7 protein-coding genes and 1 pseudogene are annotated in these 20,286 nt (G+C 71.0%); 6 read left to right on the forward strand and 2 right to left on the reverse strand.

Features of this window, described 5'->3' with window-relative positions:
• Window positions 1-46 precede the first annotated feature (46 nt).
• On the reverse strand, window positions 47-1,156 hold the full coding sequence (locus tag ACFU6I_RS42625; protein ID WP_384378145.1) for a DegT/DnrJ/EryC1/StrS family aminotransferase: 1,110 nt from the start codon (window positions 1,154-1,156) through the stop codon (window positions 47-49).
• A gap of 249 nt (window positions 1,157-1,405) precedes the next feature.
• Between ACFU6I_RS42625 and rfbA the strand changes: the two genes are divergently transcribed.
• Complete coding sequence (gene rfbA, locus ACFU6I_RS42630; RefSeq protein WP_384378148.1) at window positions 1,406-2,281, forward strand: glucose-1-phosphate thymidylyltransferase RfbA; 876 nt, start codon at window positions 1,406-1,408, stop codon at window positions 2,279-2,281.
• A gap of 60 nt (window positions 2,282-2,341) precedes the next feature.
• On the opposite strand, the gene ACFU6I_RS42635 is transcribed toward rfbA, so the two are convergent.
• A complete protein-coding gene (locus ACFU6I_RS42635; protein ID WP_384378151.1) occupies window positions 2,342-3,583 on the reverse strand; it encodes a P450-derived glycosyltransferase activator in 1,242 nt (413 codons plus the stop codon).
• Window positions 3,584-3,845: 262 nt separating this feature from the next.
• On the opposite strand from ACFU6I_RS42635, the gene ACFU6I_RS42640 reads away from it, so the two are divergent.
• The 5 genes and pseudogenes from ACFU6I_RS42640 to ACFU6I_RS42660 form a co-directional block, all read left to right on the forward strand.
• Window positions 3,846-5,066 (forward strand): FAD-dependent oxidoreductase, encoded by a 1,221-nt coding sequence (locus ACFU6I_RS42640; protein WP_384378154.1) that lies wholly within the window; start codon window positions 3,846-3,848, stop codon window positions 5,064-5,066.
• 48 nt (window positions 5,067-5,114) lie between these two features.
• Complete coding sequence (locus tag ACFU6I_RS42645; protein ID WP_384378157.1) at window positions 5,115-6,431, forward strand: activator-dependent family glycosyltransferase; 1,317 nt, start codon at window positions 5,115-5,117, stop codon at window positions 6,429-6,431.
• 39 nt (window positions 6,432-6,470) lie between these two features.
• Window positions 6,471-7,472, forward strand: coding sequence for an NAD-dependent epimerase/dehydratase family protein (locus tag ACFU6I_RS42650; protein WP_384378160.1), 1,002 nt, complete (start codon window positions 6,471-6,473; stop codon window positions 7,470-7,472).
• 59 nt (window positions 7,473-7,531) lie between these two features.
• Window positions 7,532-8,794, forward strand: a complete 1,263-nt coding sequence (locus ACFU6I_RS42655) for an activator-dependent family glycosyltransferase (RefSeq protein WP_384378163.1) — start codon at window positions 7,532-7,534, stop codon at window positions 8,792-8,794.
• Window positions 8,791-20,247: pseudogene (locus tag ACFU6I_RS42660) on the forward strand (SDR family NAD(P)-dependent oxidoreductase); the annotation flags it as partial. The gene ACFU6I_RS42655 and the pseudogene ACFU6I_RS42660, both read left to right, overlap by 4 nt.
• Window positions 20,248-20,286: the final 39 nt, after the last annotated feature.

Here is a 20,286-nt window from a genome sequence, read left to right on the forward strand (position 1 = left end):
GGTGCCATGGCACCGGGGCCGTCCCCCCGGGGGGAAGGGAAGTGGTTCAGAGAGTTCTGAGGACCTCGCGCAAAGCGCTGATGACCTTGTCCTGGAGTTCTTCGGAAAGAGAGGGGTACATGGGCAGGGAAAAGATCTCGTGTGCCAGTTCCTCGGTCACCGGGAGGGACCCCTTGTCGTACCCCAGATGCCGGAAACCGTCCATGGTGTGGACGGGCCACGGGTAGCTGATGTTCAGCATGATGTCGTACGTCTTGAGCGCCTCGATGATCGCGTCGCGCTTCGGGTGCCTGACCACGTAGACGTAGTAGACGTGTTCGTTGCCTGGGGCCGACCGGGGCAGGACCAGGTCCGTGTCGCCCAGGGCCTCCTCGTAGCGGCGGGCCACCGCGCGCCGGCCCGCCGTGTAGCGGTCCAGTCTGGTCAGCTTGCGGCGCAGGATCTCCGCGTGCACTTCGTCCAGGCGGCTGTTGTGCCCGGGGGTGCTGACGACGTAGTAGCGCTCCTCCATGCCGTAGTACCGCAGTCGGCGCAGGTTGTGCTCCACCTGGTCGTCGGAGGTGATGACGGCGCCCCCGTCGCCGTACGCCCCGAGCACCTTGGTGGGGTAGAAGGAGAAAGCGGCGGCATCGCCCATGCTGCCCGCGATGCGCCCGTGGTGGCGGGCCCCGTGCGCCTGAGCGCAGTCCTCCAGAACGGCCAGGCCATGGCGCTCCGCCAGCCGCTGCAGCGGCTCCATGTCCACACACTGCCCGTACAGGTGAACCGGGAGCAGACAGCGGGTCCGCGGCGTGATGGCCGCCTCCACCTGCGCGACGTCCATCAGGTAGTTCTCCGCGTGCACGTCGACGAACACCGGGGTGGCGCCCACCGAGTCGATCGCGACCACCGTGGGCGCGGCGGTGTTGGACACCGTGACGACCTCGTCGCCCGGCCCCACGCCCAGTGCCTGCAGCGCCAGCTTCAACGCGTTCGTGCCGTTGTCGACCCCGACCGCATGGCGTACGCCGTGGTAGGCGGCGAAATCCTCCTCGAAGCCGCGCACGCTCTCGCCGAGCACCAGCTGCCCGGAGCTGAAGACCCGGTCGACGGCATCGAGGATGTCGTCCCGCTCCACCTCGTATTCCGCCAGGTAGTCCCACACGCGTGTGACCACGGCCGCCTCCACCTCCTGTGTCGATGACTGTTTCACGCCCGAGGCCCCGGTGGCCTCCGTGGCTGACGTCGAGGGGAATTCGACTACAGGGGTGAAATCCCAACAACCCCTAGATGCCCCAGCGGAGTGCTTCCCACCCCAGTCCGCATGGAACTTCCTTGATGTCCCACCGACGTCATGGCTATTTTCCATACACCTTCTTGACCGGCCAGGACGATATTTCGGTTCGCTATCAAGGGATATGGGCGAATGAAGGGAATAATTCTTGCGGGTGGGTCGGGGTCCCGGCTCACTCCGGTGACGCTGGCGGTATCGAAGCAGCTTCTGCCGGTCGGCGAGAAACCGATGATCTATTATCCGTTGTCCGTTCTCATGCTCGGCGGCATCAGAGAAATCCTGATCATCGCGAAGCCCCACGACATCCCGCAGTTCCAGCGGCTGCTCGGAGACGGCTCGCACCTCGGGGTGTCCCTCACCTACGCGGAACAGGCCGAGCCGAACGGCCTCGCCGAGGCCCTGATCATCGGGGCCGACCACGTCGGTGACGACACGGTCGCCCTGATACTGGGCGACAACATCTTCCACGGCCCCCGTTTCCAGGGGCTGGTGGAGGAGAACGCCAGGAACGTGACCGGTTGCGTGTTGTTCGGGTACCCGGTGAAGGATCCCCAGCACTTCGGAGTCGGGGAGACCGACGAAACCGGCCGACTGGTTTCCATCGAGGAGAAACCCGAGCACCCCCGCTCCAACCGCGCCATCACCGGGCTGTACCTGTACGACAACGAGGTCGTGGACATCGCCAAGAACGTCCGGCCGTCGGCCCGCGGTGAACTGGAGATCACCGACGTGAACCGGGTCTACGTGGAGAGCGGCCGGGCGAAGCTGATCGACCTGGGCCGCGGCTTCGCGTGGCTGGACACCGGAACCCCGGAGTCGCTCCTGCAGGCCTCGCTCTACGTGCGGACCCTGGAGGAGCGTCAGGGTGTGCGTATCGCCTGCCTGGAGGAGATCGCCCTGCACAAGGGCTTCATCACCGCGGAGGAGTGCCACCGGCTGGGCACCGCGCTGGGGAAGTCCGGGTACGGCCAGTACGTGATGGACATCGCCCGCGAACTGGTCGGCTGAACGGCGCGGCGTCCGGCCGGAGGAACGCTTGCGATCCTCCGGCCGGGACGCCGTTCGGCTTCAGCGGACGGCGACCGGGCACCGCGCGATGCCGCGGACGACGGGAGACCGCATCCGGCGCACCACCTCGCCCACCGCGACCGGCGCGCGCCCGCCCGCGGCCAGTGCGGACACCGCGGCCTCCGCGAGGAGACGGGCGGCCGGGCCGATGGCGGCGGCCGGCGAACCGCCGGCCAGTGACAGGTGGACGCCCGCGGAGCCGCGCCCGGTGTCGAACCGTTCCGGGGCGGCGAACACGTCCGGATCCCGGTTCGCCCCCTCGACGAGGACCACCAACTGACTGCCCTTGCCGACCTCCTGGCCGGCGAGCGTGACATCCTGCGCGGCGATGCGGCTCTCCAGCCGCACCGGCGGACAATGCCGCAGAGTCTCCTCCACCATGTCGGACGCCGACCGTGCGCCGGAGCGCAGCATCTCCCACTCACCGGGGTGCTCGGCCAGGGCCAGGACGGCGTTGCAGACCAGGTTCGCGGCAACCTCCACGCCCACGGTGAACAGCAGCGCCAGGACCACGCCGTCCTCCCCGTCCGGCACGGTGGCCGACTTCGCGGTCAGGTCGCGCAGTTCGTCGAAGGCCGCCACCAGCCGCCTGGTGGCGTCCAGCGTGGGAGGGCACAGCAAGGAGTCCAGCAGAGGAGCGACGTCGGCACACAGAGCGGGCAACCCCTCCCGCCGCTCCGGCGGCACCCCTGCAGCCTCTGCGAGCACCGTGAGCACTGCGGGACGGGCGAAGTCGGTCATGGCGTCGAACGAGCCGGAGTCGCGCAGGCGGTCGAGCCTGTCCGCGAAGACCGCCTCCGCGTCCCTTCGGCGGTCCGAGGCCCCGGGGCCGAGGAACGAGGAGACGCGGTCCCGCAGCCGCCCGTACTCGTCGCCCTCCATCGCCAGCAGCGCGTCGTCGACCGTCAGCACGTGCTTGAGCGTGGTCCCCGAGTCGATGCCGAAGACGCGGCGGCGCCGACGGGCGGCGGGATCGCGCAGTTTCAGCCGCGGATCCCGGAGGATCTCGGCGCCCAGCCCGTGGTTGACGGTCACCCACACGTCGGACTCGCTCTGCCGCAGCTCGGGACGGCCGCGCATCGCCCGGTACAGCCGCTGCGCGTCGACCTCCTGGGCCCGCAGCAGCAGAGCGTACGGGTCACCCCGGTTCCCCCGCATCCACTGCGTGCCGCGCGCGGCCAGCAGATGCCGCGATACGTCGCTGTCGTCGAAAAGCCTGGGATCGATCTGGTGCCTGGTCATGCCAAGACTTCTCCATTCACTACGGCTTTCCCTCGTTCATAGCCGGGCCGGGGGTCCGGGAACACCCCTGCCCGGGGGTGTGCGGGCCACTGCTCCGGCGACCGTGAAGAGGGGTGGGTAGGGGCTGCCGGGACCGCGTTCACGTGTGAGGGTTGGGATTCGCTTGCCGCCACGCCGTGCCATGCGTGGAATTCCACTGCCCCGGTTTCCCAGGTCAGCGAAAGTCAACTGCACGAGCGGATGATTGAGGAAGTCGACGTCAATGACCAAAGCTCTGATCATCGGTGGTGGGGTCGCCGGGCCGACCACAGCCATCGCCCTCCAGAAGGCCGGCATCGAACCCGTCGTCTATGAGGCGTACGACCGCGGTGCGGACGGAATCGGCCAGAATCTCGTACTCGCGGTGAACGGCTACAGCGCATTGCTCGCGTTGGGCATGGACCATCTGACGGATGGCTTCGACATTCCCCGCTATCGGTTCCACCTCGGGAACGGAAAGCAGCTGGCGCAGGTCCCCAACGGCGCCCCGCTGCCCGACGGGACCGTGGCCCGGGCCATCACCCGATCCGACCTCTACACCACCCTGCGGGACGAGGCGATCAACCGGGGCATCGAGGTCAACTTCGGCAAGCAGTTGGTCGACGCCAAGATCACCGACAAGGGCGTGACCGCCTTCTTCGCCGACGGCACCACTGCCGAGGGAGACCTCCTCGTCGGCGCCGACGGACTGCACTCCGTCACCCGGAAGACCATCGATCCGGCGGAGCTCACGTTCCGGTACGGCGGGCTCTGGACCACCGGCGGGTACGCCACGGGCGTCTCCGCCCCCAGCGACACCGGAACCGAGTTCATGTACCTGGGCAAGCGCGCCTTCTTCTGCCACATCCCGGACCACGAGGGCCGGATCTGGTGGTACGCAAGCGTGACCCGCCAGAAGGAGCCCACCCCCGAGGAGTTGGCCTCCGTCACCCCCGAGTCCTGGCGCGAGTCGCTGTACGAGCTCTTCGCCAAGGACGAGAGTTCCGCGGTGGAGATCGTCAAGGCCACCGAGGAGATCTGGCCGCCGCGGCCGATCTACGACATCCCGCACCTGCCCAAGTGGCACAACGGGCGGATGATCGTGATCGGCGACGCATGCCACGCCACCTCCCCCTCGGCCGGCCAGGGCGTGTCGATGGCGATCGAGGACTCCGTCGAGCTCGCCAGGTGCCTGCGGGACATCCCCGACATCGCGGAGGCGTTCGAGCGCTTCGAGGAGATCCGCCGGAAGCGGGTCGAACGCGTCGTGGAATTCGGCCGGCAGTGCGGCCGCGCGCTGCAGGTCAGCGGCCCCCTCATGCGCATAGGACGGGACATCTTCGCCCGCGTCGCCTACAGCGAACGCGGCTCCAGGGAGGGGCAGGAGGAGATGCGTTGGCTCTACGAGCACCGCATCGACTGGGACACGCCTATCGGGCGCGTCGGCGCAGGCGTCGGCGTCTGACGGCCGATCCCACTGCCAGCAGGGACGACGGAGGCCCGAGGAGAACCGATGCGTGTCCTCTTCACGGTGTACGCCGCGAAGACGCACTTCTACAACATGGTGCCCATCGCCTGGGCGTTGCGTGCCGCGGGGCACGAGGTGTGCGTCGCCAGTCAGCCCCAGGTGGTGGAGGCGATCAGCCGCAGCGGGCTCGCCGCGGTGCCGGTGGGCGAGGAGGAGAGCATGCCGGGCCGGCCGGCCCAGGACGGCGACCACGTGACGAGCGGCACGTCATGGCGGAACCTCAACGCCGGTGTCACCGAGACCAGGCCCGAGGTGCTGACCTGGGACTACGTCCTGGGAACCTTCACCGTCGCGTGCTCGACCCACTACGAGCACGCGACCGGTGGCCGGGCGATGCTGGACGACCTGGTGGAGTTCGCCAGGTCGTGGCGGCCCGACCTGGTCGTCTGGGACGCGATGACCTTCGCCGGCCCGGTTGCCGCCCGGGCCAGCGGAGCGGCCCATGCCCGGATGCTCTTCGGTGTCGACCACATCGGCCGGATGTACGACAAGTACACCGAGCTCCTCGGCCGACAGGAGCCGGAGCGGCGCGACGACCCGGTCGGCGACTGGCTGGCGGGCCGACTCGCGCGGTTCGGCTGCGAGTTCCACGAGGGACTGGCGACCGAGATGATGACCGGACAGTGGACGATCGACCCGACGCCCTCCTGGATGCAGGTCCCCCTGGACCTGCCGTACCACCCCGTGCGGTACGTGCCGTACAACGGGCCCACCGCAGTGCCCGACTGGGTCCACCGGCCGCCCGAGCGGCCGCGGGTGTGTCTGACACTCGGCATGACGGCCAGGGAGGTGCTCGGCGGTGACGTCTTCTCCGTCCAGGACCTGCTGGAATCCGTCGCGGAGCTGGACATCGAGGTCGTGGCGACCCTGAACTCCGACCAACTGGGCGAACTGCGCGCCCTCCCGGAGAACGTGCGGGCCGTGGAATTCGTACCGCTCAATGAGTTGCTGCCCAGCTGTTCGGCGGTCATTCACCACGGCGGTTTCGGAACCCTGGGAAACGCACTGGTGCATGGGGTTCCGCAGATCATCGCCCCGGGACGGTACTGGGACGAACTCGATTTCGGCCGGTGCCTGGAGGAACGCGGCGCCGGAATGCTGCTGGAACACGAGCGACTCTCCGGCGAGGCACTCAAGAGCAAGGTCGACGGAGATTCCCTGCAGAGCAAGATTTCCCGGATTCTGGAAGACCCTTCCTACCGGGAGAACGCCGAGCGCATCCGGCAGGAGATTCAGCGGACCCCCAGCCCCCGCGCCCTGGTGGCGGAACTGGAAGAAAAGGTGGCCGGGCACCGCGCCTGAAGGGGTGCAGCCGGCCGTCCACGGACGGGAAGGAAGAAGATGCCAACTGGACGCTGGGCCGGAAAGACCGCGGTCGTCACCGGGGGCAGCGGATTCATCGGCTCTCACTTCGCCGAGCAGCTGCTGGAGCGCGGGGCCCGAGTCATCTGCCTGTACCGCAGGGACAACCGGCAGGTGCTGCCGCAACTGCCGCAGACCGACATGCTGACGACCGTCGGGATGGACCTGCGGGACGAGGCTGCCCTGCGCCGCGTCTTCGACACGGCCCCCGGCGGCGTCGATGCGATCTTCCACTGCGCCGTCGTCTCCGGCACGGCGGAGGCTCGCCGCGACCAGGCCGCGCGCATCCTCGACGACAACATGCGGGCCGTCTCCAACATCCTGAACTGCGCCCGGAGCCACGGCACTCCGGAGACCGTCCTCCTGGGATCCAGCGACATCTACGCGGCGTCGGCCCGCACCGACCCGATCCCCGAGGACGACGACTTCCGGCGGGGGATGCACTACGCGCCCGACGGCTACTACCTGTCCAAGTGCTACGCCGAGATCCTGGCGGAGGCGTACCGGCACCAGCACGGCATGAGCATTTTCGTCCCCCGTCTCACCAGCGTCTACGGGGCGCGGGACAACTTCGAGGTGGACACGGACCGGGTGGTGCCCAGCATGTTCGCCAAGGTACTGGCCGGGCAGTCCATCGAGATCTGGGGCGACGGCAGCCAGACCCGCACCTACATGTACGTGACCGACCTGGTCAGGGGCATCCTGCGGATGGTCGAGGCAAACAAGTACCAGACGTTCAACATCGGCACCACAGAGACCGTCTCCGTACTGCAGCTCGCCCAGATGGTGTGCGCGGCGCTGGGGGAGCCCGAGCGCATCACCTTCGACCCCGGGCGGTCCGGTGGCCGGCCGAGCCGGACGCTCGACGTCAGTCGGCTCGACAGCGTCGTCGACCTCCGGCCCCTGTCGCTGCGCGAGGGGCTGGAGGAGACCGTCAGGTGGTACCGCCGCCACTGCGGAACCATCGCCACGGCGCGCTGACCAGCGCCCGTCCACACCCCCCGTCCACCCGCCTTCACCCGTCCTGCTGGAGAGGGTTCATGCGCGTCCTCATCACCACATCCGCCGTCAACTCGCATCTGAACAACCTGGTGCCCATCGCCTGGGCCCTGCGCACCGCGGGACACGAAGTCTGTGTGGCGAGTCAGCCCAACCTCACCGAAGCGATCAAGAGCACCGGGCTGACCGCGGTGGCCGTGGGCGACGGCCTGACCCCGCCCCGCGGCATGCCGGGAACCTCCAGCACTCCGTTCGGCCTGGGGTACGACATCGCCGAGACCAGTCCCGAGAAACTCTCCCTGGACTATGTGCGCGGCACGCTCACCGCGTACACCCAGGCCGCCTGCGAGTACCTGGCGGACGGGGCGATGCGCGACGACCTGGTGGAGTTCGCCCGCGCCTGGCGGCCCGACCTCGTGCTGTGGGACGCACACAACTACGCCGGACCGGTCCTCGCCCGCGCCGTGGACACCGCGCACGCGCGGATCCTGCCCGCCCCGGACCACTGGGGCCGCATGTGGCAGCTCTACCGCGACCTCGCGGACAAGGAGTCCGCCGACCCGGCGCAGGACCCCATGGCCTCGTACCTGGGCGCCCGGCTGGAACCGTTCGGCGAAGAGTTCGCCGAGGACATGGTGTTCGGGCAGGCGACCATCGACCCACTGCCCGAATGGCTCCACGTACCCCTCGCCACCGACCACAGGCCGGTGCGGCACGTTCCCTACAACGGCCCCGCCGTCGTGCCCGGCTGGCTGCGCAAGGAACCGAAGCGGCCCCGGGTCTGCCTCACGCTGGGACAGACCCGCCGCAGCCTCGGGGTGCGGGGGACTGCGGGGGGCGAGGAGATCTCCGTGGCCGAGGTGCTCGAAGGCGTCGCCGACCTGGAGGCCGAGGTGGTGGCCACCTTGCGGACCGACCAGATCCCGCAGGGCACCAGGATCCCCGACAACGTACGGCTCTTCGACTTCGTACCGCTCAACGAACTGCTGCCCAGTTGCTCGGCCGTCGTCCACTACGGAGGCATGGGAACGGTCGGGGCCGCCGTCGTCCACGGCGTACCCCAACTGGGCATCCCCGGGAACATCTGGGGCGAGACCGGCGTGATGCGCGAACTGGAGGCCAGGGGTGCCGGTCTGGTCGCCGACGGGCGCTCGCTCGTCGAACAGCTCCGCCGGCTGCTGGAGACCCCCTCCTTCAGGGAGGCGGCAGCCCGGTTGCAGCAGGAAGCACTCGCCAAGCCGAGCCCTCGCGACATAGTCCCCGGACTCGAGGAGCTGGTCATACGCCACAGGGAGGCGCGATGAACACGTCCGAAACCGAGCTCGTCGACGCCCTCCGCGCGTCACTCAAGGAGACCGAGCGCCTCCGGGAGCAGAACAGACAGCTCAGCGAGACCTCCCAGGAGCCCATCGCCATCATCGGCATGGCCTGCCGGTTCCCCGGAGGGGCGACCACGCCCGAGGAGTTCTGGCGGCTGGTCGCCGACGAGGTCGATGCGGTGGGGGAGTTCCCCACCGACCGTGGCTGGGACCTGGGGAGGCTCTACGATCCCACGGCGGAGCGACCCGGAAGCAGCTACGTCCGCGAGGGCGGCTTCCTGCACCAGGCGGCCGAGTTCGACGCCGACCTCTTCGGCATCAGCCCTCGCGAGGCACTGGTGATGGACCCGCAGCAGCGGCTGCTGCTGGAGACGTCCTGGGAGGCCTTCGAACGCGCGGGCATCTCCCCCCGGTCGGTCAAGGGCAGTGCGACCGGCGTCTTCGCGGGAGTCATGTACCACAACTACCCCGGCAGCTACGGTTCGTCAGGGGTCGTGTCGGGTCGGGTGGCGTACACCTTCGGTCTGGAGGGGCCCGCGGTCACCGTGGACACCGCCTGCTCGTCCTCCCTGGTCACCCTCCACCTGGCGGTCCAGGCCCTGCGTCAGGGTGAGTGCGGTCTGGCACTGGCCGGCGGCGTTTCGGTGATGGCAACCCCCAGGACCTTCGTCGAGTTCAGTGCGGAAGGCACCCTGTCCAGTGACGGCCGGTGCCGGACCTTCGCGGACTCCGCGGACGGCACCGGCTGGTCGGAGGGCGCCGGAATGCTGCTCCTGGAGCGGCTGTCGGACGCCCGCCGCAACGGCCACCGCGTCCTGGCAGTGGTGCGGGGCAGCGCGGTGAACCAGGACGGTGCCTCCAACGGGCTCACCGCGCCGAACGGTCCCGCCCAGCAGCGGGTGATCCGGGCGGCGCTGGCCAACGCCCGCCTCACGCCCGACCAGGTCGACGCCGTGGAGGCGCACGGCACCGCCACCACCCTCGGCGATCCGATCGAGGCGCAGGCGCTGCTGGCCGCCTACGGCCGGGACCGTGAGGCGGATCGTCCGTTGTGGCTGGGGTCGGTGAAGTCCAACATCGGGCACACCCAGGCCGCGGCCGGTGTGGCCGGTGTGATCAAGATGGTGATGGCACTCCGCAACGACCTGCTGCCCAGGAGCCTGCACATCGACGCACCGTCGTCACACGTGGACTGGTCCGAGGGCGCGGTGGAACTGCTGACAAAACCGGTGCCGTGGCCGCGCAACGGTCACCCGCGCCGGGTCGGGGTCTCCGCCTTCGGCATGAGCGGCACCAACGCGCACGTGATCATCGAAGAGGCACCTGAGGGCGAGGCCGCGGCCCGGCCCGGGGCTGAACCCGGGTCCGGGGAAGCGCGGCCCTGGCTGCTGTCCGGCCGCACGGATGCGGCGCTGCGTGCCCAGGCCGAGCGCATGCTGGCCCGTCTCGGCGAGGACCCGGACCTGGACCTCGCGGAAGCCGCATGCGCGCTGGCGACCACGCGGACCATGTTCGAGCGTCGGGCTGCGGTGACCGGTGTGGACCGTGGTGAACTCGTCCGTGGTCTGGTGGCGTTGGTGGGGGGTGTGGAGGCGCCGGGTCTCGTTCGGGGTGTGGCGGATGCCGGGGGCCGGACGGCGTTCGTGTTCTCGGGTCAGGGGTCGCAGCGTGCCGGTATGGGGCGTGAGTTGTATGAGGCGTTCCCTGTGTTCGCCGAGGCTTTTGATGTGGTGTGTGCGGTGTTGGACGGGCGTGTGGGGCGTTCGTTGCGGGATGTGGTGTTTGCGCTGGAGGGCAGTGCGGACGCGGTGTTGTTGGATGGGACGGGGTTTACGCAGCCGGCGTTGTTCGCGGTGCAGGTGGCGTTGTTCCGGCTGCTGGAGTCCTGGGGTGTGGTGCCGGATGTGCTGGTGGGGCATTCGGTCGGTGAGTTGGCGGCTGCGCATGTGGCGGGGGTGTGGTCGCTTGAGGATGCCTGTGCGTTGGTGGTGGCTCGTGGTCGCCTGATGCAGGCGTTGCCGTCGGGTGGTGCGATGGTGGCGTTGGAGGCTGGTGAGGCGGAGGTGTTGCCGTTGCTGGCCGGGGTCGGGGGCCGGGTTGGTGTGGCGGCGGTCAATGGTCCGGTGTCGGTGGTGGTGTCGGGTGAGGCCTCGGTGGTGGAGTCGGTTGCGGAGGAGGTGCGTGGCTGGGGCCGCCGGGTTCGTCGTCTGGCGGTGAGTCACGCGTTCCATTCGCCGTTGATGGAGCCGATGTTGGGCGAGTTCCGGGAGGTGGCCGAAGGACTCACCTACCACCGGCCGGAGATCCCGATCGTGTCCACGATGACCGGAGTGACCGCTACGGCGGAGGAGTTGTGCGATCCGGGCTACTGGGTGTCCCAGGTGCGCAGGCCGGTCCGTTTCCATGACGCGGTACAGGTGTTGGAGGGGCAGGGAACGGACCGGTTCGTGGAGATTGGTCCTGACACCACCTGTACCGCCATGGCGCAGCAGTGTCTGGCCGAGACCGACGGTGTCCTGCTGACCCCCACCCTGCGGCCGAAGCGGGCGGAGCCCCGCGCTCTGGCCGAGGCCGTCGCACTGCTCCACGTCCATGGAGCGGACGTGGACTGGCCGGTGTTCCACGGCCGCACCGGAGTCCCGGGCGCGGACCTCCCCACCTACCCCTTCCAACGCGAGCACTACTGGCTGCAGGCCTCCGCCACGGACGGCGACCCGGCCTCGCTGGGACTGGAGTCCGTCGACCACCCGCTGCTCGGCGCGGCGCTTGTGCTCGCGGACTCCAACGGCCTCGTGCTCTCCGGCAGGCTCTCCGCCACCGCCCACTCCTGGCTCTCCGACCACACGGTGCGGGGAGCGATCCTCTTCCCCGGCACCGGATTCGTGGAACTCGCCCTCCATGCCGGCGACCAGGTCGGCTGCGGGCGGCTCCGGGAACTGACCGTCCACACGCCGCTGGTCCTGCCCGACGAGGGCGGCATCCGGATCCAGGTGACCGTCGGCGCTCCGGACGACACCGGCGCGCGAACGCTCCAGGTGTACTCGGCGCCCGACGAGGGGAGCGGGGCAACCGCCTGGACGCGGCACGCCTCGGGCCGGATCGAGCCGGGCAACACCGCCGTATCGGCCGAGCGGCGTGCATGGCCCCCCGCGGACGCGCAGACGGTGGACATCGACGGCCTGTACGAGGAACTCGCGGACCGCGGGCTGGCGTACGGCCCGGTCTTCCGAGGCCTGCGCGCGGTCTGGCGGCACCGTGGCGAGATCCTCGCCGAGGTTCGGTTGCCGGAAGCGCGGGGCAGCGGGGCCCAGGGCTTCGGACTGCACCCCGCCGTGTTCGATGCGGCGCTGCACGCGATCGGCCTGACCGACACCGTCGGCGAGGGAGCCTGGCTGCCGTACACCTGGTCCGGAGTGGAGCTGTTCGCCTCCGGGGCGAGCGCACTGCGGGTCCGGGTGACGCCGGTCGGCCCCGGCGAGGTGACGCTGGACCTCACCGACCCGGACGGCGGTCCGGTGGCCCGGGTCGCCTCTCTGGTGCTGCGCCGCGCCTCCGACGAGACCATGCGGCCGACCACGGCCGGTCTGGGCGACGCGCTGCTGCGGCGGGACTGGGTCCGGGCGACCGAGTCCTCCGCGCCGTCCGCGAAGCCGCCGGCCGAGCTGGACCCGGACTTCCGCTACGACGCCGGCGTGCCCGGCACCGTGGTACTGCGCTGCCCGCAGGCCTCGGCCGGCATGGAGGACGACATCCCCGCCGCGACCCGTGCCGCGGTGGGACTGGTCCTGGAGACGCTGCAGAGGTGGCTCCGAGACGACCGCTGTGCCCAAGCCCGACTGGTTGTACTGACCAGCGGCGCGGTTGCGGTGACGCCCGACGAGGACGTCGACGTGACGCAGGCCGCGGTGCACGGTCTGGTGCGCTCCGCGCAGTCGGAACATCCCGACCGGTTCGTCCTGGTCGACACCGACGACCCCGGCGACCTGCGGACCGTGACCGCCGCACTGGCCTGCGGCGAACCGGAGACGGCAGTGCGCGCGGGGAAGACGTGGGTGCCGCGACTGGTGAAGGCGACCGCCGGTGAACCCGCCGGAACCGCGGTGGCGTGGCCGACCGACGGCACAGTCCTGATCACCGGTGGCACCGGGGCGCTCGGCGGGCAGCTCGCCCGCCACCTGGTGTCCGTCCATGGCGTACGACACCTGCTGCTGGTCAGCCGCCGTGGCCCGGAGGCCGTGGAGGCGGATCGGCTGCGCACCGCACTGACCGAGGCGGGAGCCACGGTGACCGTCGCGGCCTGCGACGTGGCCGACCGAGCGGCCTTCGCCGCGCTGCTGGCGGGGATCCCGGCCGAACACCCGCTGCGCGCCGTGGTGCACACGGCGGGTGTGCTGGACGACGGAGTGCTGCTGTCCCTCACCCCCGAGCGTCTCGAGCGGGTGCTGCGGCCCAAGGTCGAGGCAGCCTGGCACCTGCACGAACTGACTCGTGACCAGCCCCTGGCCGTGTTCGTGCTCTTCTCGTCGGCCTCGGGTGTGCTCGGCGCACCCGGACAGGCGAACTACGCGGCCGCCAACGCCTGGCTCGACGCGCTGGCCGCCCACCGGCGACACCTCGGCCTGCCGGGCCAGTCGCACGCCTGGGGCCAGTGGAGCCAGACCGACGGGATGGCCGGCGATGTGGCCCGGGCCGACGGCGCAGACCGTACGGAGCATGGCGGAGAGGACTCCGCGCCGCACCGGCCACGGCACGGCATGCTCGCGCTCACCACCCAGGAAGGCCTGGAGCTGTTCGACCGGGCATGCTCCTTCCAGGAGCCCGTGCTGGTGCCCATGCGGCTGGACCTCCCGCAGCTGCGCACCGCCCCCGGCGGTGTCCCCGAACTGCTGCGCGTCATGGTGCCCGCGTCCCGCCGGACCGCGGGCGGCGACACCGGCTCGCTGTCGCGGCGCACAGCCGGGCTCTCGGCCGCGGAGCGCACCGACACCCTGCGCGAGATGGTGCGCACCGAGGTGGCCGCCGTCCTCGGACACCGCTCCGCGGAGTCCGTCGACGCCGACCGGGTGTTCCAGGACCTCGGCTTCGACTCCCTCACCGCGGTCGAACTGCGCAACCGGCTGAGCACCGTCACCGAGATCCAGCTGCCGGCCACTCTGGTCTTCGACCACCCCACCGTCACGGCACTCGCGGCCCATCTGGACCAGATGCTGCTGGGCACGCTGGACGGCCCCGAGGACGAGGCCCCGCAGGACGACATACCGGACGACGAGCCGATCGCCATCGTCGGCATGGCCTGCCGCTATCCCGGCGGCGTGGGCTCCCCCGAGGACCTGTGGCGCCTGGTGTCCACCGGGACCGACGGGATATCCGACTTTCCCACGGACCGGGGCTGGGACCTGGAGCACTGGCAGGTGCTCTCGGAGAAGTCCAAGACCCCGCAGGGCGGTTTCGTCCACGACGCCACCGATTTCGACGCCGACTTCTTCGGGATCAGCCCCAACGAGGCGTTGATGATGGACCCGCAGCAGCGGCTGCTGTTGGAGGCGTCATGGGAGGCGCTGCAGCGGGCAGGCATCGAGCCCTTGGAGCTGAAGGGGAGTTCCACCGGCGTGTTCGCGGGCGTGATGCAGTCCGACTACGACCCGGGCATGTTCGACACGGCCGAGCACGCCGGCGGATTCCGCAGCTCCGGCCTGTCGCGCAGCGTGGTGTCGGGTCGGGTGGCCTACACGATGGGGCTCGAAGGGCCAGCCGTGTCCGTGGACACCGCTTGCTCCTCCTCCCTTGTGGCCCTCCACTGGGCCATTCAGGCGCTGCGCCGGGGCGATTGCCGGCTGGCGCTGGCCGGCGGCGTGACGGTGATCGTCTCCCCGAGCCCGTTCGTCGACTTCGACAGCAGCGCGGTCGCGGCCGACGGCCGGTGCAAGCCCTTCTCCGCCGACGCCGACGGCGTCGGCTGGGCCGAGGGCGTCGGCGTGCTCGTCGTCGAGCGGCTGTCGGACGCGCGGCGCAACGGCCACCAGGTGCTGGCCCTGGTGCGCGGCAGCGCCGTGAACCAGGACGGCGCCTCCAACGGGCTGACGGCCCCCAGCGGCCCCGCCCAGGAGAAGGTGATCCGGCGGGCTCTGGCGACGGCCGGGCTGAAGCCGTCCGACGTGGACGCGGTGGAGGCGCACGGCACCGGAACACGGCTGGGCGACCCGATCGAGGCCCAGGCCGTCCTGGCCGTCTACGGCCAGGAGCGGTCCGAGGACTCCCCGCTGTGGCTGGGGTCCGTCAAGTCGAACATCGGGCACACCCAGGCCGCCTCAGGCGTTGCGGGCGTCATCAAGATGGTCATGGCGATGCGGCACGAGGCGCTGCCCCGGACCCTGCACGTCGACGAACCGTCACCCCATGTGGACTGGTCGGCCGGCGCGGTGCGGCTGCTTGACGGGTCTGTCGAGTGGCCGAGGAACGAACGGCCGCGCCGGGTCGGCGTGTCCTCGTTCGGCTACAGCGGAACGAACGTGCACACCATCCTGGAGGAGGCCCCGGCCGACGAGGGGACCGAGTCCACCGCGGACGGCGCGTCCGCCGACGGGACCGTCGACCGGGACGCGGCCGAGCACCCCGGGCCGCTGCTCCCGTGGCTGATCTCCGCCCGCAGCCCGCAGGCGCTGCCCGTCCAGTCGAAGCGCCTGCTGGAGCATCTGGAGGCCAACCCCGGGACCAGGCTCCAGGACATCGGCTACTCGCTGGCCACGTCCAGGCCCGCGACCCAGTACCGCGCGGTCGTGGTCGGCGCCGACCGGGACGAGCTGATGGACGGCCTCTCCGCGCTCGCGACCTCCGCAACATCGCCTGCCGTGGTCAGCGGCGGCGTCCGTACCGGCCGCACCGCCTTCCTCTTCCCCGGGCAGGGCACCCAGCGCCCCGGCATGGGCCGCGAACTGTACGACGCCTTCCCTGTCTTCGCGGAGGCCGTGGACGAGATCTGCGCCCGGTTCGACCGGCATCTCGACCGGCCGCTGCGCGAGGTCATGTTCGCCGAGGAGGGGACCGTACAGGCCCAGCTCCTGGACCAGACGACCTTCACCCACGCGGCGCTGTTCACGCTGGAGGTCGCCCTGTTCCGGCTGATGGAGTCCTGGGGTCTGCGCCCGGACCATGTGCTGGGCCACTCCGCCGGTGAACTCGCCGCCGCCCATGTGGCGGGCGTGCTGTCGCTGCGGGACGCCGTGAAGCTCACCGCGCACCGCGGTCGGCTGATGCAGGAACTGCCCCCGGGCGGTGCCATGGTGGCCGTCGAGGCGAGCGAGGACGAGGTCCGGCCGACGATCGGCGAGGGCGCGGACATCGCCGCCATCAACGGACCGCGGTCGGTGGTCGTCTCCGGCGACGAGGAATCGGTGCTGGAGGTCGCCAGCCACTGGCGTGAGCAGGGACGCAGGGTCAAGCGGCTCGCCATCAGGGTGGCCGGCCACTCGCCCCGGATCGACGCCATGCTGGACGACCTGTACGACATCGCCGACGGCCTCTCCTACGAGGCCCCCGTCATCCCCGTGGTGTCGACCGTCACCGGCCGGCTTGCCTCCGCCGACGACCTGACGGACCCCGAGTACTGGCTGGACAACGCACGGAAGTCCGTCCGCTTCCTCGACGGCATCCGCAGCCTGCAGGCCGACGGGGTCACCAGATTCGTCGAACTGGGCCCCGACGGGGTACTGGCGGGAATGGCCCAGGGGTGCCTGACCGGCGCGGAGGAGGACTTCGTGATGGTCCCCCTGCTGCGCAAGGACGGGCCGGAGGCCGTGTCGGCGCTGCTGGCGGCCGGACGGCTCTGCACGGACGGGCTGGACCCGGACTGGGCACGCCTGTTCACCGCGCGCGGCGCCCGCCGCGTGCCACTGCCGCCGTACGCCTTCCACCGCCGCCGCTACTGGGTGGACATGGACGCCCTGTGGGCAGGCGGCGACGTCTCCTCGGCCGGACTCGACTCGGCGGACCACCCGCTCGTCGGCGCGGCACTCACCTTGGCGGGTTCTGGAAGTGCGGTGTTGACCGGGCGGCTGTCGGTGAGCGCGCAGCCGTGGCTGGCCGACCACGCCGTCGACGGTACGGTCCTGCTGCCCGGGGCCGCCTTCGTGGAACTGGTTTTGCGTGCGGGGGACGAGGTCGGCTGCGGGCGCGTCGCCGAGCTGACCCTGGAGACTCCGATGCCGCTGCCCGAGCGGGGCGGGGTGCAGATCCAGATCGCCGTCGGATCGCCGGACGGTTCCGGGGCGCGCCCGGTGACCGTGCACTCCCGGCCGGAGGGTGTCTCGCCCGGCACCGCCTGGACGCGGCACGCCGGCGGTCTCCTGACTGCCGCGGGCGACGCGGAGCCGAAGGGGGAGGCCGTATGGCCGCCCGTCGGCGCGGAACCCGTCGACACCGCCTTGCTGTACGAGGAACTGGCCGACAGAGGACTCGTGTACGGCCCGGCGTTCCGGGCCCTGCGTTCGGCGTGGCGCCGGGGGAACGAGGTCTTCGCGGAGGTGGCGCTCGAACAGCAGACGGCCGGACAGGCCCAGCGGTTCGGCCTGCATCCGGCGGCCCTCGACGCGGCCCTGCACGCCATCGGGCTCTGCGGCAGTGAGGACGTCGCGTCCGGCCTGCCCTTCGCCTGGTCGGACGTGGAGCTGTACGCCATCGGCGCCTCCCGGCTCAGGGTGCGGGTCACCCCGATCGGCGGCGGTGCGGTGTCACTGCTGCTGACCGACCCGGCGGAGCGCCCCGTCGCCTCGGTGGGCTCCCTGGTTCTGAGGGAGGCGGAGACGGACCGGCTCGCCTCCGTACTGCGGTCCCCGCACGAGGAGTACCTCTTCGGCTGGGACTGGATCCACCTGCCCGAGGGCGGGGAGACGGTCGGCGCGGCGCGCTGGGCCGTGGTCGGCGAGCGCGCCGCGGAGCTCGCGGCCGACCTCCACCGCGTCGGCATCACGGCGACCGCGGCCGCCGATCCGGCCGAACTGTCCACCCATGCCCGCGCCGAGGGCTCGGCGCCCGAGGCCGTGCTGCTCGACTGCCGACACGACGAGGGAGACCAGGGCGACGCGGCGGAGGCGGTGCACGCGGCCACCCGGCGCGCGCTGCGCACACTCCAGGAGTGGCTGGCCGACGACACGTTCGGCAGCACACCGCTCGTCGTCCTCACCCGTGGCGCGATGTCCCCGGCCGGCGAGGACGTGACCGACCTGGCGGGAGCCGCCGTGTGGGGCCTGGTCCGTTCCGCCCAGGCGGAGCACCCCGACCGGTTCGTCCTGATCGACACCGACGGGCGCCCCGAATCCCACCGGGCCCTGCTCGGTGTGGTGGCCGGCGGCGAGCCCCAGACCGTGGTCCGGCAGGGCGCCGCCCACAGCGCCCGGCTCGTCCGGGCGGGCGGTGACACCGCGGAACCGGGCAGTACCTTCGGCCCCGAGGGCACCACCCTCCTCACCGGCGCCACTGGCGCGCTCGGCCGTCTCGTCGCCCGGCACCTCGTCGCCGAGCACGGGGTACGCCGGCTGCTGCTGCTCAGCCGCAGCGGCGGCGGAGCCGAACTCGCCGAGGAACTGCGCGAACTGGGAGCCGAGGCCGTCCCCGTCGCCTGCGACGTCACGGACCGCGCCGCACTGGCCGCCGTTCTGGACGGGATATCGGCCGAGCAGCCGCTGACCGCCGTGGTCCACGCGGCCGGAGTCCTCGACGACGGGATGGTCACCTCGCTCACCCCCGAACAGCTCGACACCGTCCTGCGGACGAAGGCCGACGCGGCACTCGCCCTGCACGAGCTGACCGCGGATCTGGACCTGTCCGCCTTCGTGCTGTTCTCCTCGGCCGCCGGGCTCTTCGGCGCACCCGGACAGGCGAACTACTCGGCGGCGAACACCGTCCTGGACGCGCTCGCGGCACACCGGCGGGCCCAGGGCAGGACCGCCCAGTCGCTCGCCTGGGGCCTGTGGGCGGACACGGGCACCGCGACGGCCGCGATGACCGACGGCGACCGGGCGCGCATGACGCGCAGCGGAATGCTCTCGCTGTCGGCGGAGGAGGGCCTGGCCCTGTTCGACGCGGCGATCCGGCACCCGCAGCACCTTCAGGTCCCCATCAAGATCGACCTGAGGACGGACACCGCGGACGGCCCGGTCCCGCGCGTCCTCGCCGGACTCGTGAAGCCCGCCCGGCGCACCGCGGCCGGCATCGCCCGGCCGGACGAGGACACCCTGCGCAGGCAGCTCGCCGGCCTCACGCAGGACCGGAGGGAGAAGGCCCTGCTCGACCTCGTGCGCGACAGTGCCGCGGTGCTGCTCGGACACACCGACTCGCAGACCGTCGACCCGTACCGGCACTTCCTGGACACGGGCTTCGACTCGCTGAGCGCGGTCGAGCTCCGCAACGGCCTCAACGCCTCCCTCGGGCTGCGGCTGCCCGCCACGGTGGTCTTCGACCACGAGACACCGATCGAACTGGCCAGGCACCTGGTCGAGGAACTCGGTGCCCTGGAGGGCGAGGGAACTCAGGGGCAGGACGCCGGCGCCATGTCCCCGGACAAGGCCCCCGCCCCGCAGAAGTCGTCCGACTCTCTCCGGGAGCTGTTCCACGAGGCCGTGACCGTCGGGAAGCTCCACGAGGGCCTGGACATCCTGCGGGCCGTGGCCGGTCTCCGGCCGTCCTTCGAGACCCCCGCCGAACTGGCCACGCCGCCCCGGATCGTCAGGCTCGCCGACGGGCCGACGCGACCCAGGCTGTTCTGCGTCAGCACGCCCGTCGCGATCGGCGGCGTCTACCAGCACGCCCGTCTGGCCGCCCACTTCCGCGGTCGGCGGGAGGTCTCGGCGGTGCCGCTGCCCGGCTTCCTGTCCGGCGAGCAACTGCCCGTCTCGGCAGGCGCGGTCGTCGACGTACTGGCCGAAGCCCTGCGCGAGGCGGCGGGGGAGGAGCCGTTCGCCCTGCTGGGTTACTCGTCGGCGGGCATCATCGCCCACGCCGTCGCAGCCCGGCTGGAGGGCACTGGTCCCAAGCCGTCCGGAGTCGTCCTGCTGGACACCTACGAGGTCCATGGCTCGGAGAGCACCGAGGGCGGCGGAGAACGCACCGACGGCGTCATGGACGAGATGACCGTCGGAATGCTGGATCGCGAGTCGCAGTACAACCTGTTCGACCGGGACCGGCTCACGGCGATGGCCCGCTACGTCGACCTGCTCCCTGACTTCCCGCTGCCCGACATCGCGGCACCCGCCCTGCTGCTCCGCCCGGAGGAGCGCTTCACCGCGCGGCCCGACGGTTCCGCGGGCGGGGCCGAGGACTGGCAGACGACATGGAGCAGGGCCGACGAGTACCGGACCGTCGAGGGAGACCACTACTCGATGGTCGAGGACGGTGCGGAGAACACGGCGCGGGTCATCGGTGAATGGCTTGACTCGCTCACGTGAGACACGGACCCGGGGGCGCGGCCGGGGCACACGCCCGGC

It is taken from the genome of Streptomyces sp. NPDC057486, from assembly GCF_042802415.1.
GTDB classification, from domain to species: domain Bacteria; phylum Actinomycetota; class Actinomycetes; order Streptomycetales; family Streptomycetaceae; genus Streptomyces; species Streptomyces yanii.

Coding starts and splice junctions, on each gene's coding strand:
- ACFU6I_RS42650 (WP_384378160.1), top strand. CDS start 6,471: ATGCCAACTGGACGCTGGGCCGGAAAGACCGCGGTCGTCACCGGGGGC.
- ACFU6I_RS42645 (WP_384378157.1), top strand. CDS start 5,115: ATGCGTGTCCTCTTCACGGTGTACGCCGCGAAGACGCACTTCTACAAC.
- ACFU6I_RS42635 (WP_384378151.1), bottom strand. CDS start 3,583: ATGACCAGGCACCAGATCGATCCCAGGCTTTTCGACGACAGCGACGTA.
- ACFU6I_RS42640 (WP_384378154.1), top strand. CDS start 3,846: ATGACCAAAGCTCTGATCATCGGTGGTGGGGTCGCCGGGCCGACCACA.
- ACFU6I_RS42655 (WP_384378163.1), top strand. CDS start 7,532: ATGCGCGTCCTCATCACCACATCCGCCGTCAACTCGCATCTGAACAAC.
- rfbA (WP_384378148.1), top strand. CDS start 1,406: ATGAAGGGAATAATTCTTGCGGGTGGGTCGGGGTCCCGGCTCACTCCG.